The organism is Serratia quinivorans, assembly GCF_052113645.1.
GTDB lineage: Bacteria > Pseudomonadota > Gammaproteobacteria > Enterobacterales > Enterobacteriaceae > Serratia > Serratia quinivorans_B.
In genome coordinates this window covers 240,538-256,058 of the sequence record NZ_JBIEIU010000005.1, presented here as the reverse complement: position 1 = coordinate 256,058, position 15,521 = coordinate 240,538, and the positions used below count along the sequence as shown (strand labels likewise).

The window sequence follows — 15,521 nt, the reverse complement described above, 5'->3', positions numbered from 1 at the left end:
CTCGATCTGGCTGTGTACGACAGGTAAATGCGGCGATGAACCCGGTTTTTGATTGAGATTTGGATCACATTTACACATACTGACACTTCTGATTAACCTACAGGAAACGTGCCGGATGTATTTCTTGCCCAGTCCACCCTGAGTTCCCTCCCTTCCTGAGGTTTTGCCGCACTCTGCGGCCTCGGTTCCCGTGCTGCGGGAATGTGTTTTATCTGTCAGAAGTGAATAATCCATGTTTAACCTGAACAATTTCAGGCTGTCGGCCGTCAAGAACGAGGTGCTGGCGGGCTTTGTGGTGGCGGTTTCAATGATCCCCGAAGCGGTCGGCTTTTCGCTGGTTGCCGGGCTTTCTCCCATTGTCGGGCTGCACACCGCCTTTATTATCGGGCTGGTAACGGCCCTGTTCGGCGGAAAGCCGGGCATGGTGTCGGGCGCGGCCGGTTCGATCGTGGTGGTGCTGATGAGCCTGGCGGCGCAGTACGGCATGGGGTACGTGCTGTGGGCGACGATTTTTGCCGGGGTTATCCAAATCCTGATCGGCATTTTCCGCTTGGGCAAATTTATTCGGCTGGTGCCGCTGCCTGCCATTCACGGTTTTGTGAACGGTTTGGCGATCGTCATTATGCTGGCGCAGTTGCACATGATTGCCGGGCAGGGGCTGCTGATGTACGGGCTGGTGGCGTTGGCAATTCTGGTGGTGGTGTTCTTCCCGCGGTTGACGCGCGTTATTCCTGCATCGCTGGCGGCGCTAATCGTGGTTTCTGTCCTGGCGATAGGGTTCAACCTGCAGACGCTGCGGGTGGGCGATCTGGCGGATATTTCCGGCGCGCTGCCGCATTTTAGTCTGCCGATGGCACCCTTCACCCTGGATATGCTGAAAGTGGTGCTGCCGTACGCGCTGGTGATCGCGCTGGTGGGGTTGATCGAATCGCTGCTCACCATGACGGTGCTCGACGAAATGGGCGGTAAAAAGGGTAACGGCAATCGCGAGAGCATCGCCCAGGGCGCGGGTAACGCCATTTGCGGCCTGTTTGGTTGTTTCGCCGGCTGCGCGATGATTGGCCAGTCGATCATCAACTTCACCTCCGGTGGCCGTGGGCGCATTTCCGCTGTGGTTGGCGCGATACTGCTGATCCTGTTTGTGGTCAGCCTGTCGGGCTATATCGGTCTGCTGCCGGTGGCGGCGCTGGCTGGGGTGATGCTGGTGGTGTGTTACAACACCTTTGAATGGAGCTCGCTGCGCCGTCTGCGTCGGATGCCGAAGGCGGATGCGTTGGTGATGCTGCTGGTGACCCTGATCACCATCTTTACCGATCTGGCGATGGCGGTGATCAGCGGGGTCATCATCTCTGCGCTGGTGTTCGCCTGGCAGCAGGCGCGCATTCGCGTGCGTCAGCATCAGGTGGAAGGCGAGGTGGCTGTGTATCAGCTGGACGGGCCGCTGTTCTTTGGTTCCACCACGGCCTTTGCCGAACTGTTCGAACCGAACAACGATCCGCAAAATGTGGTGCTGGATTTTGCCGGTACCCGGGTGATGGATTCCAGCGGCGTGGAGGCGATTGACAAGCTGACGGCGCGTTATCTGGCTGCGGGGAAAACCATTCGGTTACGTCATCTGAGCAGCGACTGCGTACGCCTGTTGAAACAGGCCGGTCCGTTTTGCAGCCATGAGCTGGACGACCCGCAATACTACGTGGCGGAAGAAGGCTACCAAACCGATGATGCCAATGTCGGCGAAGAAACCTTCAAGCTGCGAACCTAAGGCAGACAGCAGCGGGCGCGATGCCCGCTGCCGATACGATCAGGCCTGCGCCTTGAAACTGTGCAGGCGGCGAACGGTTTTTTCCAACCCGTCAGTCAGCAGAACTTCCGTACAGCGTGCGGCTTCATCGATCGCTTCATCAATCATTTTTTGCTCGCTGGCCGGTGGCTTGCCGAGCACGAAACCCACCACTTTGTTTTTATCGCCCGGGTGGCCGATGCCAATGCGCAAGCGATAGAAATTCGGGTTATTGCCGAACTTGTTCTGAATGTCCTTCAGCCCGTTGTGGCCACCGTTACCGCCGCCCAGTTTGATCTTGGCAACGCCCGGCGGAATATCCAGCTCGTCATGTGCCACCAGGATCTCGTCCGGCTCAATGCGGTAGAAATTGGCCATGGCCAACACGGCCTTGCCGCTGAGGTTCATAAAGGTGGTGGGGACCAACAGCCGTACGTCATGGCCTGCCAGATTCAGTCGGGCGGTGTAGCCGAAGAATTTGCTCTCTTCTTTCAACTGCTGGTTATGGCGCTGGGCCAGGAGATCGACGTACCAGGCGCCGGCGTTGTGCCGCGTCTGGGCGTATTCAGCACCCGGATTCGCCAGGCCGACTATCAATTTAATACTGCTCACTGGGAGATTCGCTATGATCGATATAATGGAAAGGGCATTAGTCTACCTGTCAGCGCCAAGAATGACAAAATCCTGTGTGCCCGCTCATGGATTGGCGTAGCCCTAGAGGGAAATGAGAATAATTCATTAGCGGAATCATTCAATTTGATCGCTAATAAACGCCTTAAGGTAAAGTTTTGTCATGTTTTCTTTACCATTTGTGATCGTCTCCGCAATCACCTTGTACAACCAGGGTCTATACTTAACTTATCAAAGTGGGTTAACCAGTTAGAGAGTTATCCCGGTTGGCACATGGCACTATGGAGGTGGCATATGAAACGTAGAAACGCGGACAGAATGGGCAACTTTTTTATGGGGCTGGGCCTGGTCGTGATGGTCGGCGGTGTCGGATACTCCATTATTGCTGAAGTTTCCAAGTTCAACCTGCCGCAGTTTTTCGCCCATGGCGCAATCATGAGTATCTTCGTGGGGGCGTTGTTGTGGCTGGTAGGTGCGCGTATTGGCGGTCGTGAGCAGGTAGCGGATCGTTATTGGTGGGTAAAACACTTTGATAAACGTTGCCGCAACGATCATCATCGTTCGTCGCATTGATTAGAAAGAGAGAAGGGAGCAGGCGTTACGGCAAAGGAGAGCTGCCGCGAATGAAGGCTTAAGGTCATGTTTGACTACCTGTAGAAAACCCGTTGTTGCTTATGCTCCAACGGGTTTTTCTTTTTCTGCTCTCGGGCAATCAATCGATTCGGTACGGCAAGGCGCCGCACCGAAAAGAGAACTGATTAATGCTCGAACATCGCAGAAATTGACTCTTCATTGCTGATACGGCGGATGGCTTCAGCCAACATGCCGGACAGGGTCAGAGTACGTACGTTTTTCAGTGCCTTGATTTCTGCAGACAACGGAATGGTGTCGCAGACGATCACTTCATCAATCACCGAGTTGCGGATGTTTTCCACGGCGTTACCGGAGAAGATCGGGTGCGTCGCGTAGGCAAATACGCGCTTGGCACCGCGTTCTTTCAACGCTTCAGCCGCTTTACATAAGGTACCGCCGGTATCGATCATATCGTCAACCAGCACACAGTCACGGCCTGCTACGTCACCGATGATGTGCATCACCTGAGAAACGTTCGCGCGCGGGCGGCGTTTATCGATGATAGCCATATCGGTATCGTTCAGCAGTTTGGCGATAGCGCGTGCGCGCACTACGCCGCCGATGTCCGGGGAAACCACGATCGGGTTCTCCAGATTCTGTTGCAACATGTCTTCCAGCAGGATCGGGCTACCGAACACGTTATCTACCGGAACATCGAAGAAGCCTTGGATCTGTTCAGCGTGCAGATCCACCGTCAAAACGCGGTCAACCCCTACACTGGAGAGGAAATCGGCGACAACTTTGGCCGTGATTGGCACACGAGCAGAACGCACGCGGCGATCCTGGCGGGCATAACCGAAGTAAGGGATAACAGCAGTAATACGACCTGCGGAGGCGCGACGCAGGGCATCTACCATAACAACCAGTTCCATCAGGTTGTCGTTGGTAGGGGCACAGGTGGACTGGATGATGAAAATATCACCGCCGCGTACATTTTCGTTGATTTGCACGCTCACTTCGCCGTCGCTAAAACGACCTACAGCGGCGTCACCAAGGCTGGTGTACAAACGGTTGGCAATACGTTGTGCTAGTTCCGGGGTGGCGTTACCAGCAAAAAGCTTCATATCAGGCACGAGAAGAACCTCAGGCATGCGTCCAGAGAAGATATTGTCATTCGGCCTCCGCCAAGGGGCAGTTAGCGACGCCGACGCAATATCATACGGGTGTGTAAAAAAATAACGTGAAACCGAAGCGGCGCAGGGATTACAGGGCCAGGTGTGAATGACCCTGCGCAGCGAAACGAGAACTACGGTTTCATCTGCCCGGAACGAATGCGATGTAGTGGAGAGACGTTAACGCCACGCGCTACAAAACCACGTATCCACTCCGGGGCTTGATTTAACACCTGACGGGCGGCGGTTTCTGTGTCGAATTCAGCAAACACACAAGCACCTGTGCCAGTCAGGCGTGACGGCGCGTATTCTAACAGCCAAGAAACAAGCTGTTCAACCTCGCGAAAACGTTTTCTTGCTATAGGTTCGCAATCATTTGCGTAAGTTGCCTGTAACAGCACACTTAACGGACGAACCGGGGTGTCTCTTTTTAATTCTGCATCGCCAAAAATCGCCGGGGTAGGGATGCTGACCCCCGGATGCGCCACCAAATACCACTTTTCCTGCGGATTGGCCGGCTGCAAACGCTCACCAATGCCTTCGGCGAACGCCGCATGGCCCCGGATGAAAACCGGCACATCGGCACCGAGAACCAGCCCCAGTTCCGCCAATTGGTCGTCGCTCAAACCGCAGCGCCACAGTTCATTCAGCGCAACCAGTACCGTCGCGGCGTTAGAGGAGCCACCGCCCAACCCGCCGCCCATCGGCAGGCGCTTATCGATGCTGATGTCGGCACCGCGTGGCGCGGTATCCAGCCCATGGCGATCGCAATACTGTTGCAGCAGGCGTGCGGCGCGGACAATCAGGTTGTCCTCATCCGGCACGCCGGCCACCGGGGTCAGCAGACGGAGGTGGTCATCCTGGCGCACATCGATGGTCAGCGTGTCGCCGTAATCCAGAAACTGGAACAAAGTCTGCAGCAGGTGATAGCCATCTTCACGCTGGCCGGTAATGTACAAAAACAAATTTAGTTTAGCTGGCGATGGCCACTGACGGATCATTTGAGCGTCCAATTATCCATTTTCAGTTTGATGCGCTGGTCACCCTGTTTCAGCTCCAGTCGGCTTGGCAACTGGGGTTGGAGGCTGTTGTCGTAATCCTGGTAGTCCACGGCCCAGGTCTGGGCGCCTTGCTGGTAGGTCAGCGAGTTCAGGCGGTATTGGTCATCCAGCTTGAAGTCGTTGGCCTCACCCGGCAGGCCGAGCATCCACTGGCGCAGGTTATCCAGCGGGATCGCCATACCGGTCAATTTGCGGATCATCTCTTCGGCGTTGTCGCTGACATAGCGTTTGCCCTGATTGTCGGTCAACTGCACCACATTTTTCTGCACGTTGAGATCAAGCTCGGTGCTGCCAAGCGGGTTGGTCAACAGCAGGCGGTAACGGTCCGCCGAATACTGCTGCCAGAAGAAGCGCGCATAGACTTTTTTCTGATCGGACAGATAGGCGAAAGAGCCTCGGGTCTGATACTGCTCAAGCTGTTGCACCGCTTGCTCGTGGGCACGCCACTGCGGCGATGTTGGGCTGGTGGCCGGGCCGCGGGGTTGGGTGGTGGTACAGGCAGCCAGCACCAGGCTGGCCAGCGGGATCAGGCGTAGCAAACTAACTTTGCGGATTGGCATAACTTTCTCTTGTCCTTTTGTCCTTACGGGCACGCACAGCGAGACCTGGGTATCAGCGTTTACGCTAGCGGGGCAACGCCGGCGCGTCAATTTTTTGCTGCATCGCGTTGAATCTGCCCGGCTTTGTCACTGCTTTTTGGCTCGGGATTATGCGTTGCGTTTGCAGATAAGATTAACACAATCGCTCAGCCATGCCGCTGCGGGGGCAAGAATATCTCCGGGTGAAAATGGAAGGTGATGAAGCATTCAGTACGAAGGGGTAATTTGCGGCGGCACTCAAGGCCGGTAAGCGCCGGATATTTGATCGCAGCCTTCCTGCTTACGGGGGATTGTTTTATTGAATACAGTGCGGAATATCGCATACTGCACTAAAATTCAGTATGTTATGTCGTCAAATTATTCGTCATCCCGCTGTATTTATTAGCGATTTATCGATTGATGCTGACTATTTCAGCGATTGAACGGAAGATGCGGTTGTTACTTTTATTGAGCCCGCGCATCAAGTAGAATGCCGTTCAACGAGAACCCGTACCAAAAGAAGTATTACTCGAAGCAATGACCCTGCTGGCGTTAGGTATAAATCACAAAACCGCTCCGGTTTCTCTGCGTGAAAGGGTGACCTTCTCCCCAGAGTCAATCGAACAGGCGCTAACCAGCTTGCTCCAACAACCGTTGGTGCAGGGCGGTGTCGTGTTGTCTACCTGCAACCGTACCGAGCTTTATCTTAGCGTGGAGCAACAGGAACATATTCACGAACAGCTGGTTGCCTGGCTGTGTGAGTACCACCACCTGCGCCCGGAAGAAGTGAGCAAAAGCCTGTATTGGCATCACGGCAACGACGCTGTCAGCCACCTGATGCGCGTAGCCAGCGGACTGGATTCGTTGGTGCTGGGCGAACCGCAGATCCTCGGACAGGTGAAAAAAGCCTTTGCCGAGTCGCAACGCGGTCAGTCGCTTTCCGGTGAGCTCGAGCGCCTGTTCCAAAAATCCTTCTCTGTCGCCAAACGCGTACGCACTGAAACCGAAATCGGTGCCAGTGCGGTATCCGTGGCCTTCGCCGCCTGTACCCTGGCACGCCAAATCTTCGAATCTCTTGCCGAATTGAACGTGCTGTTGGTGGGTGCCGGTGAAACCATCGAGCTGGTGGCGCGCCATCTGCGTGAGCACAAAGTGCGGCATATGATTATCGCCAACCGCACCCGCGAACGCGCGCAGCTGCTGGCGGACGAAGTCGGCGCGGAAGTGATCACGCTGCCGGAAATCGATGCACGCCTGGCGGACGCCGACATTATCATCAGTTCTACCGCCAGCCCGCTGCCGATCATCGGTAAAGGGATGGTGGAGCGCGCGCTGAAAGCGCGTCGCAACCAGCCGATGCTGCTGGTGGATATCGCCGTACCGCGCGATATCGAACCGGAAGTGGGTAAGCTGGCCAACGCCTATTTGTACAGCGTGGACGATCTGCACGCCATCATTCAGAGCAACCTGGCGCAGCGCAAAGCCGCAGCGGTGCAGGCGGAATCGATCGTTGAGCAGGAAAGCACCAACTTTATGGCCTGGCTGCGCTCACAGGGCGCAGTGGAAACCATCCGCGACTACCGCTCGCAGGCCGATCAGATCCGTGCGGAAATGGAAGCCAAAGCCCTGGCCGCGATTGCGCAGGGCGCCGACGTGGAACAGGTTATCCACGAACTGGCCCATCGGCTGACCAATCGACTTATTCATGCCCCTACCAAATCCCTCCAGCAGGCCGCCGGCGACGGCGACGTGGAGCGGTTGCAATTATTACGCGACAGCCTCGGGCTGGATCAGCATTAGTTTTCTCTTTTAACAGGGTTTAATACCACGCATGAAGCCTTCTATTGTTGCCAAACTGGAAGCGTTACAAGAGCGCCATGAAGAAGTGCAGGCGCTGCTCGGCGATGCCGGCGTTATTGCCGAGCAGGATCGGTTCCGCGCGTTGTCGCGTGAATATGCACAGTTGACCGATGTCAGCCGCTGTTTCCTGGAATGGCGTCAGGTGCAGGACGATCTGGCAACGGCGGAAATGATGCTGGACGATCCTGAAATGCGTGAAATGGCGCAGGAAGAATTGAAACAGGCCAAGGCGGCGACGGAAGAGCTGGAGCAGCAGCTGCAATTGCTGCTGTTGCCGAAAGATCCGGATGACGAGCGCGGTTGCTTCCTGGAAGTCCGCGCCGGGACCGGTGGTGACGAAGCGGCTATTTTCGCCGGCGATCTGTTCCGTATGTACAGCCGCTATGCCGAAACGCGTCGCTGGCGCGTCGAGATCATGAGCGCCAACGAAGGCGAACACGGCGGCTATAAAGAAATGATTGCCAAAGTTTCTGGTGACGGGGTTTACGGCCAGCTGAAATTCGAATCCGGCGGCCACCGCGTGCAGCGCGTGCCGGAAACTGAGTCACAAGGGCGTATTCATACCTCCGCTTGTACCGTGGCAGTGATGCCGGAAATACCCGAAGCGGAACTGCCGGAGATCAACGCGGGCGATCTGAAAATCGATACCTTCCGCTCCTCTGGCGCCGGGGGCCAGCACGTTAACACCACCGACTCGGCGATCCGTATCACTCACTTGCCGACCGGCATCGTGGTGGAGTGTCAGGACGAGCGTTCACAGCATAAGAACAAAGCCAAGGCGATGGCGGTGTTGGGCGCACGTATCCGCGCAGCAGAAATGGCCAAGCGCCAGCAGGCAGAGGCTTCCACCCGCCGCAATCTGTTGGGCAGCGGCGACCGTTCAGACCGCAACCGCACCTATAACTTCCCGCAGGGGCGCGTGACCGACCACCGTATCAACCTGACGCTGTACCGTCTGGACGAGGTGATGGAAGGCAAGCTCGATATGCTGATCCAGCCGATTGTGCAGGAATACCAGGCCGACCAGCTCGCCGCGCTGTCCGCCGAGCAGGAGTAATGGACTATCAATCCTGGCTGAAGGCGGCGGTTGTCCGCCTGACGCAGAGTGAAAGCGCCCGGCGCGATGCGGAAATCCTGCTGGGTTTCGTGACCGGCCGGGCCAGAACCTTCCTGATGGCGTTTGGCGAAACGATGCTGACGCAGCAAGAACAGGAACAGTTGGAAATCTTGCTGGCGCGTCGCGAACGTGGCGAGCCGGTGGCTTACCTGATCGGCGAGCGCGAGTTTTGGTCGCTGCCGCTGTCGGTATCACCCGCCACTTTGATCCCGCGCCCAGACACCGAATGCCTGGTGGAACTGGCGTTGGAACTGTTACCCCCATCCCCTTGCAACATCCTCGATCTCGGCACCGGTACCGGCGCCATAGCGCTGGCGTTGGCCAGCGAACGCCCGGATTGCAAAGTGACCGGGGTAGATTTACAGCCTGAAGCGGTGGCGCTGGCGCAGCACAATGGGCAGAAGCTGGCTATCGGCAACGCGCAATTCCTCCAGGGCAGTTGGTTTGCCCCGCTGGTCGGCGAAACTTTCGCCCTGATCGCCAGCAATCCTCCGTATATCGACGCCGCTGACCCGCACCTGGCGCAGGGCGACGTACGTTTCGAGCCGAGCAGCGCGCTGGTGGCGCCCCAGCAGGGCTTGGCAGACTTGTCCAGCATCGTGCAACAGGCACCGAGCCACCTGCAGTCGCAGGGCTGGCTGTTGCTTGAACATGGTTGGCAGCAGGGGGAGAGCGTGCGCGCACTGTTGCAGGCCGCCGGCTTTATTTCGATCGACACCCGTCGCGATTATGGCGACAACGATCGCGTGACTTTTGGCCAATGGCCGTAGCAGTCACTGAAAACCCACCATAACAAAGCACACAGCGAATCAATAAAGGAAGCAATATGGCAGTCTACTCGGCGTTAAAACATCTGCATTTGTTGACGGTCACCATCAGTATTGTCTTGTTTGTATTGCGTTTCTTCTGGAAATGGCGTAATTCGGCTATGATGAACAAACGCTGGGTGAAGATAACGCCGCACATAAATGATACGGTGTTGTTCGTCAGCGGCATTGCGCTGGTCGTGATGTTCAAGCTATATCCGCTGCTGGGTATGGACTCATGGCTGACCGAGAAGCTGTTTGGCGTTATTATCTATATCCTGCTTGGCTACGTCGCATTGGGCAAGAAGACCAAAAACCAGAACCTGCGCACCCTGGCGTTTGTGCTGGCTTTGGGCTGTTTGTACCTGATAATTAAACTTGCCACGACGAAAATACCCTTTCTGATGGGATACTTATGAGTAGTATTGCTGATTTTGAATTTAACACCTCGCTGCTGAGCGAGGGCGTGATCCTGGTATCGCAGTCCGTGCGGCGCGATTTCCCCGCCGCCGAGGTCGAACGTAAGCTGCAACAGCTGGTCGACGACGCGCGTGCGGCAGTGCCGCAGGATCTCAGCCAGGAACAGCAACTGGACGCACTCATTGAATTGTTCTTCAAAACCTGGGGTTTTGGCGGCGCCAGCGGTGTGTATCGCCTGTCCGACGCCATCTGGCTCGACAAGGTGCTGGAAGGGCGCCAGGGCACGCCGGTTTCGCTCGGCACCATTTTCCTGCATATCGCCGCTCATCTGGATTTACCGCTGTTGCCGGTTATTTTCCCCACTCAATTGATCCTGCGGGCAGACTGGCTGGATGAAGAGATGTGGTTGATCAATCCATTGAACGGCGAGACGCTGAACGAACACCAGTTGGAAGTGTGGATCAAGGGTAACCTGGGCCTGGGTGCTGAACTGGAAGATGACGATCTCGATGAGTCGGAAAACGTCATGGTGGTGCGTAAGATGTTGGATACGCTGAAAGCTGCCCTGATGGAAGAAAAACAGATGGAAATGGCGCTGCGCGCCAGCGAAACGGTGTTGTGCTTCGATCCGGAAGACCCTTACGAAATCCGTGACCGTGGGCTGATTTACGCCCAGTTGGAATGCAACCATATCGCGATTTCCGATCTTAACTATTTTGTCGAACAGTGTCCTGAAGACCCGGTCAGCGAAGTGATCAAAGTACAGATCCATTCGATTGAACCGAAGCAGGTCACGCTGCATTAATTCATTTACTATGCCCTGAAAACCTCAGGCTACGGCTTGGAAGATGAAGGGTAACTTCAATAAAGGCGAAAGCATGAAACAGAAAGTGGTTAGCATTGGTGACATCGACGTAGCGAACGATCTGCCGTTTGTGCTGTTTGGCGGGATGAACGTGCTGGAATCGCGCGATTTGGCGATGCGCATCTGTGAACACTACGTCACCGTGACGCAAAAACTGGGCATCCCTTACGTTTTCAAAGCCTCTTTTGATAAAGCCAACCGTTCTTCTATCCACTCCTACCGTGGCCCTGGCCTGGAAGAGGGGATGAAGATCTTCGAAGAAATCAAAAAAACCTTCGGCGTGAAAATCATCACCGACGTGCACGAAGCGTCACAGGCTCAGCCGGTGTCCGAAGTGGTCGACGTTATCCAACTGCCGGCATTCCTGGCGCGTCAGACCGACCTGGTGGAAGCGATGGCGAAAACCGGTGCGGTGATCAACGTCAAGAAGCCACAGTTCGTCAGCCCGGGCCAAATGGGCAATATCGTCGACAAATTCAAGGAAGGCGGCAACGATCAGGTGATCCTGTGCGATCGTGGCAGCAACTTTGGTTACGATAACCTGGTGGTCGACATGCTCGGCATCAACGTCATGAAGAACGTGACTGGCGGTCATCCGGTGATCTTCGACGTGACTCACGCTCTGCAAACCCGCGATCCGTTTGGCGCTGCCTCTGGCGGCCGTCGTGCACAGGTTGCCGAACTGGCGCGTGCCGGTATGGCCGTGGGCCTGGCGGGTCTGTTCATCGAAGCGCACCCGGAGCCAAACAGCGCCAAATGCGACGGCCCGTCCGCGCTGCCGCTGGACAAGCTGGAGCCGTTCCTGGTGCAGATGAAAGCCATCGACGATCTGGTGAAGAGCTTCCCAGAGCTGGATACCAGTAACTAAAAACGTTCACAGCTGTTCTGGTAGGGGCGCTGTATGCTGCGCCCGCTATGGTTTAAAGCCCGACTCGTCGGGCTTTTTGTTTTTCAGGCATCCAGCGCCGCCAGGGCTTCCGGTAGCGTCGCGTAGAAATGCAGTTTTCCTTCAATCGGCTGGATCCGCGCCCTGGCCAGCGTTTTCAACGGCTGGAAAGGCATGTCGGTGATCGCCAATTGCTTGCCGGCCGGCAACGCTTCGATAAAGCGTTGCAGGGCATCCAGACCGCCGGCGTCCAGCACCGGCACCGCATCCCACTGCAACACAATCACGTCATAACTTTCGCTGCGGACCAGCAGCTCGTTAAAAATGCGTTCGGCGGCGGCGAAGAACAACGGCCCGTTAACCCGTAACACCAGGCGGCCGTTTTCGGCACTCAGTTCGCTCAGGCGGGTCATGCGTGCAATGCGGCGCATAAACAGCAGCGAAGCCAGCACGATGCCCACGGTAATGGCAATCACCATATCGAACAGCACCGTCAGCGACATGCACAGCAGCATCACCAGAATGTCGTCTTTCGGCGCGCGCCGCAGCAGGTAAACCACCTTGTGCGCCTCGCTCATATTCCAGGCGACCATCAGCAACAGGGACGCCATGGCCGCCAGCGGCAACCAGGACAGCCAGGGTGCCAGCACCAACAACGCCAACAGCACCAGCAACGCATGGATAATGGCGGAGACCGGTGAGGTGGCACCGGCACGTACGTTGGCCGCGGAGCGTGCAATGGCAGCGGTGGCGGTAATGCCGCCGAAGAAAGGCGCAATGATATTACCTGCGCCCTGACCGATAAGCTCGGCATTGGAGTTGTGCTTCTTGCCGGTCATGCCATCCAGCACCACCGCGCACAGCAGGGATTCAATGGCACCCAATATGGCCATGGAAAATGCGGCCGGCAGCAGGGCGGAGAGGGTTTGCCAGCTCAGCGCCATCGGTTTGCCGTCGCCGGCCGGCAGATCCCACGGCAGCATCAACTGCGGCAGAATGGGCGGAATGCCCTGGCCGTGCGTGCCGTCGGCCAGCAGATAACTGAAGCGGGAGCCTATGGTCGCTACCGGGTGGTCAAACAGCGACAGAATGCCCATGACCGCGGTACCCGCCAGCAGCGCGGGCAGATGACCAGGCACCCGCAAGCCGAGCTTCGGCCAGAATATCAGGATCAACAGGGTGACCGCGCCGATCAGCGTATCGCCGATGTCCAGCGTCGGCAGCGCCTGTAGCAGGGCGTAAACCTTGCCCACATAGTGTTCCGGTACCGCCGTCATTTGCAGACCAAAGAAATCTTTCACCTGCATGGTGGCGATGGTGATGGCGATGCCTGAAGTAAAGCCCAGCGTCACCGACAGGGGAATGTACTCAATCAGGCGACCGAACCGCGCCAGGCCCATGATGACTAAAAACAGCCCGGAAAGCAGGGTGGCGATCAGCAGGCCCGCAAGGCCGAATTGCTGCGACACCGGGTACAGGATCACCACAAACGCGGCGGTAGGCCCGGAAACGCTGTAGCGTGAACCGCCGCTGATGGCAATCACAATCCCGGCGACCGCCGAGGTGTACAGCCCATATTGGGGGGGAACGCCGCTGGCAATCGCCAGCGCCATGGCCAGCGGGATGGCGATAATGCCGACGGTGACGCCGGCGATGGCGTCTTTGAGCAAGCGTTGCAGGGAATAGGGATCTCGCCAACAGGCATCAATCAGCGCGCTGAACGGCCGAATGCCGTTAATTTCATGCGTTTTCATCTAAGGTGTAAACCAAGTCTATAAAAGAGAACGGAATGGCGGGCCGGATGCGGTCCGTCTCGAATAGCTGATAGACACCATACGCCTGTTGTGACGGTGATTCCTAGATATACATCAATACGCTGCGGGAAATCGAAAGGAGGCCCTTTCAAAACTCTGTTAAAATCTCCATCTCAGGCCGGTCGCGGCTCAGGCGACCGGCGCTGGGGGAATAAGTTGGATTTTAGTGCTTAATGGACTGCCGGCAAGGATAACCCGAGAAAATGGGCCAGGGTCCCGACCAGCAGATTATGGTCTTCCAACTGCGGCGAGCCGGAGATGCTGATAGTACCGATGCAGCCGATCCCGCTCAGGTTGACCGGAAAAGCGCCGCCATGCACCGAATAGTCACGCACGCTCAGGCCATAGCGTTCTTCCAGCGTCGCTTGTCGCTGTTGCAGGCGCAGGCCAATCGCGTAAGAACTCTTGTGGAAATGCTTCACCACATTGCGTTTGCGTCGCACCCAATCGGCAATGTCGGGTGTGGTACCGGGCATGGCGTAATAAAATAGCGTTTGCCCCGCCAGTTGGATCTCAATGGCGATGGACAGACGGCGCTGCTCCGCCGCGGATTTCAACGCCGCCCCCAGCTCCCAGGCGGTGTTGTGGTCAAAATGACTGAAAGTTAATGCGGTTTCCTGTTCGCTCAGCGCATGCAAGTCATCATCAATATTCATGGTTTCCCCCTCTATTGGTGGCTAACAGATTATCCTGAACAGAATTTATGGGATAGATACCTTGGAAATAACATAGAACTGCTAATCTATTATTAACCTGAGTAATAATATGTACGATGCCGAAATGGATGAGACAGGGAATGCTCAAAATTCGTCGCTAAATCCCCCCCAGTCGATTCCGTGGAGCCTGCCGAATATTTATGACTTACGTTGCGTCAATTCCCACCCTGTATAGTGACGCTTGCATTACTTACGCCACGCTGTCGGTCAGTTATTTTGCTCTCAGCAAGAACGCTCCCTTTTCTTATCGTTCAGCATGGTGGAAACGCGCCCTGTTCGGTCTGTCGGCCGGTCTTGCGGTGTTGTTTCTCAATCAGGATCGGTTGGAGCTGATCGGCAACGTGCATTACAGCTTCGCGATGCTCCCGATGATATTGGTGACTTTTTATGGTGGGGCGGTCAGCGGACTGGCCTGCTATCTGATGTCGATGGCGCTGAGTGGCGGTTTCACCGTCGATAACCTGTTTATCGGCTCGATCATCATTCCGCTGTTGCTGTCGCGAGTCTGGTTGAAAAAGTCGAATCGGGTGTTCTATCTGACAGTCTTCCTGATTGCGTTGTACCGGATCGGGGTCGTCTGGTTTTTGGTCGATATGCAGGAGTTGTGGCTGGATGTGCTGTTGTATCAGATCGTTTCTGCACTGTGTCTGGCCCTTTGTTATCACGCGCTGAATTTCAAAGAGCGTCATATCCACGCCTACTTCTCAATGCGTGATAAAGCCACTACCGACAGCCTGACCCACATTAATAATCGCACCGGCGTCGACTACCGGCTGAAATCACTGCAGGCAGAGCGTCGCCCCCGTGGGTTGATGATCCTCGATCTGGATAATTTTAAAAACATTAACGACACCTACGGTCATCTTGCGGGGGATCTGCTGTTGGCTCGAGTCGGGCAACTGTTGCAAAACAGCGTGCGCGGTGAAGATTTTGTCGGGCGTTATGGCGGCGAGGAATTTATCGTAATCACGGCCAGCTACGATCCGGCGATTATCGGCGGAGTCGCCGAGCGCATCCGCCGTGGTGTGGAAGCGACGGTATTCTTGCTGGATGAGGATGTTGAGGCACGTATTACCGTTTCTATCGGTGCCTCACTGTATCTGCCCGGGATGGCGCTGGACAAGGCGATAGAGGTGACGGATGAAGCGCTGTATGACGCCAAGCGCGGGGGGAAAAATCGGGTGGTTTGCAGCAGGTTGATGCAGCTTGCCCCGCTGGGGGCCGGGTTTCGGCAAGAATAACC

15 protein-coding genes are annotated in these 15,521 nt (G+C 56.2%); 9 read left to right on the top strand and 6 right to left on the bottom strand.

Annotation, left to right across the window (positions count from 1 at the left end; all coding sequences use genetic code 11):
* Positions 1–232: 232 nt before the first annotated feature.
* Complete coding sequence (locus tag ACGS9J_RS12305) at positions 233–1,762, top strand: SulP family inorganic anion transporter (protein WP_442231184.1); 1,530 nt, start codon at positions 233–235, stop codon at positions 1,760–1,762.
* A gap of 39 nt (positions 1,763–1,801) precedes the next feature.
* Here the strand turns inward: ACGS9J_RS12305 and pth are convergent, their stop codons facing one another.
* Positions 1,802–2,392: an aminoacyl-tRNA hydrolase gene (gene pth / locus ACGS9J_RS12300; RefSeq protein ID WP_442231183.1), complete on the bottom strand. Its 591-nt coding sequence runs from the start codon at positions 2,390–2,392 to the stop codon at positions 1,802–1,804.
* Positions 2,393–2,704: 312 nt separating this feature from the next.
* On the opposite strand from pth, the gene ychH reads away from it, so the two are divergent.
* A complete protein-coding gene (gene ychH / locus ACGS9J_RS12295) occupies positions 2,705–2,983 on the top strand; it encodes a stress-induced protein YchH (protein ID WP_442231182.1) in 279 nt (92 codons plus the stop codon).
* Positions 2,984–3,168: 185 nt separating this feature from the next.
* Here ychH and prs read toward each other — a convergent pair whose 3' ends face one another.
* The 3 genes from prs to lolB form a co-directional block, all read right to left on the bottom strand.
* Entirely contained in the window at positions 3,169–4,116 is a 948-nt protein-coding gene (gene prs, locus ACGS9J_RS12290) for a ribose-phosphate diphosphokinase (RefSeq protein ID WP_012006410.1), read from the bottom strand.
* Positions 4,117–4,289: 173 nt separating this feature from the next.
* Positions 4,290–5,156 carry a 4-(cytidine 5'-diphospho)-2-C-methyl-D-erythritol kinase gene (ispE, locus tag ACGS9J_RS12285; protein ID WP_442231181.1) on the bottom strand — a complete coding sequence of 289 codons (867 nt, stop codon included), beginning with the start codon at positions 5,154–5,156 and terminating at the stop codon, positions 4,290–4,292.
* Positions 5,153–5,776 carry a lipoprotein insertase outer membrane protein LolB gene (lolB, locus tag ACGS9J_RS12280; protein WP_442231180.1) on the bottom strand — a complete coding sequence of 208 codons (624 nt, stop codon included), beginning with the start codon at positions 5,774–5,776 and terminating at the stop codon, positions 5,153–5,155. Before lolB ends, ispE begins: the two co-directional genes overlap by 4 nt.
* A 555-nt stretch (positions 5,777–6,331) precedes the next feature.
* On the opposite strand from lolB, the gene hemA reads away from it, so the two are divergent.
* From hemA to kdsA, 6 genes are all read left to right on the top strand, one after another.
* Positions 6,332–7,594 (top strand): glutamyl-tRNA reductase, encoded by a 1,263-nt coding sequence (hemA, locus tag ACGS9J_RS12275; protein WP_442231179.1) that lies wholly within the window; start codon positions 6,332–6,334, stop codon positions 7,592–7,594.
* Between the two features lie 31 nt (positions 7,595–7,625).
* Entirely contained in the window at positions 7,626–8,711 is a 1,086-nt protein-coding gene (prfA, locus tag ACGS9J_RS12270) for a peptide chain release factor 1 (RefSeq protein WP_442231178.1), read from the top strand.
* Positions 8,711–9,541 (top strand): peptide chain release factor N(5)-glutamine methyltransferase, encoded by an 831-nt coding sequence (prmC, locus tag ACGS9J_RS12265; protein ID WP_442231177.1) that lies wholly within the window; start codon positions 8,711–8,713, stop codon positions 9,539–9,541. The genes prfA and prmC overlap by 1 nt, the downstream gene beginning before the upstream one ends.
* 56 nt (positions 9,542–9,597) lie before the next feature.
* Positions 9,598–9,996, top strand: coding sequence for a SirB2 family protein (locus tag ACGS9J_RS12260; protein WP_046373829.1), 399 nt, complete (start codon positions 9,598–9,600; stop codon positions 9,994–9,996).
* Positions 9,993–10,802 carry an invasion regulator SirB1 gene (gene sirB1, locus ACGS9J_RS12255; protein ID WP_044549970.1) on the top strand — a complete coding sequence of 270 codons (810 nt, stop codon included), beginning with the start codon at positions 9,993–9,995 and terminating at the stop codon, positions 10,800–10,802. Before ACGS9J_RS12260 ends, sirB1 begins: the two co-directional genes overlap by 4 nt.
* Before the next feature lie 73 nt (positions 10,803–10,875).
* Entirely contained in the window at positions 10,876–11,730 is an 855-nt protein-coding gene (gene kdsA, locus ACGS9J_RS12250) for a 3-deoxy-8-phosphooctulonate synthase (RefSeq protein WP_020826450.1), read from the top strand.
* 83 nt (positions 11,731–11,813) lie between these two features.
* On the opposite strand, the gene dauA is transcribed toward kdsA, so the two are convergent.
* The gene (gene dauA / locus ACGS9J_RS12245) at positions 11,814–13,502 is read right to left on the bottom strand and encodes a C4-dicarboxylic acid transporter DauA (protein WP_442231176.1); all 1,689 of its coding nucleotides are present in this window, start codon (positions 13,500–13,502) and stop codon (positions 11,814–11,816) included.
* A gap of 230 nt (positions 13,503–13,732) precedes the next feature.
* Entirely contained in the window at positions 13,733–14,218 is a 486-nt protein-coding gene (locus ACGS9J_RS12240; RefSeq protein WP_442231175.1) for a heme-degrading domain-containing protein, read from the bottom strand.
* Positions 14,219–14,418: 200 nt separating this feature from the next.
* Here ACGS9J_RS12240 and ACGS9J_RS12235 point away from each other — a divergent pair, with 200 nt between their 5' ends.
* Positions 14,419–15,519, top strand: coding sequence for a GGDEF domain-containing protein (locus tag ACGS9J_RS12235; RefSeq protein WP_442231174.1), 1,101 nt, complete (start codon positions 14,419–14,421; stop codon positions 15,517–15,519).
* Positions 15,520–15,521: the final 2 nt, after the last annotated feature.

Bases quoted from the DNA above. Each gene is read 5' to 3' on its own strand.
- ACGS9J_RS12305 (WP_442231184.1), top strand. From the start codon at position 233: ATGTTTAACCTGAACAATTTCAGGCTGTCGGCCGTCAAGAACGAGGTG.
- ychH (WP_442231182.1), top strand. From the start codon at position 2,705: ATGAAACGTAGAAACGCGGACAGAATGGGCAACTTTTTTATGGGGCTG.
- ispE (WP_442231181.1), bottom strand. From the start codon at position 5,156: ATGATCCGTCAGTGGCCATCGCCAGCTAAACTAAATTTGTTTTTGTAC.
- lolB (WP_442231180.1), bottom strand. From the start codon at position 5,776: ATGCCAATCCGCAAAGTTAGTTTGCTACGCCTGATCCCGCTGGCCAGC.
- hemA (WP_442231179.1), top strand. From the start codon at position 6,332: ATGACCCTGCTGGCGTTAGGTATAAATCACAAAACCGCTCCGGTTTCT.
- prfA (WP_442231178.1), top strand. From the start codon at position 7,626: ATGAAGCCTTCTATTGTTGCCAAACTGGAAGCGTTACAAGAGCGCCAT.
- prmC (WP_442231177.1), top strand. From the start codon at position 8,711: ATGGACTATCAATCCTGGCTGAAGGCGGCGGTTGTCCGCCTGACGCAG.
- ACGS9J_RS12260 (WP_046373829.1), top strand. From the start codon at position 9,598: ATGGCAGTCTACTCGGCGTTAAAACATCTGCATTTGTTGACGGTCACC.
- sirB1 (WP_044549970.1), top strand. From the start codon at position 9,993: ATGAGTAGTATTGCTGATTTTGAATTTAACACCTCGCTGCTGAGCGAG.
- kdsA (WP_020826450.1), top strand. From the start codon at position 10,876: ATGAAACAGAAAGTGGTTAGCATTGGTGACATCGACGTAGCGAACGAT.
- dauA (WP_442231176.1), bottom strand. From the start codon at position 13,502: ATGAAAACGCATGAAATTAACGGCATTCGGCCGTTCAGCGCGCTGATT.
- ACGS9J_RS12240 (WP_442231175.1), bottom strand. From the start codon at position 14,218: ATGAATATTGATGATGACTTGCATGCGCTGAGCGAACAGGAAACCGCA.
- ACGS9J_RS12235 (WP_442231174.1), top strand. From the start codon at position 14,419: ATGACTTACGTTGCGTCAATTCCCACCCTGTATAGTGACGCTTGCATT.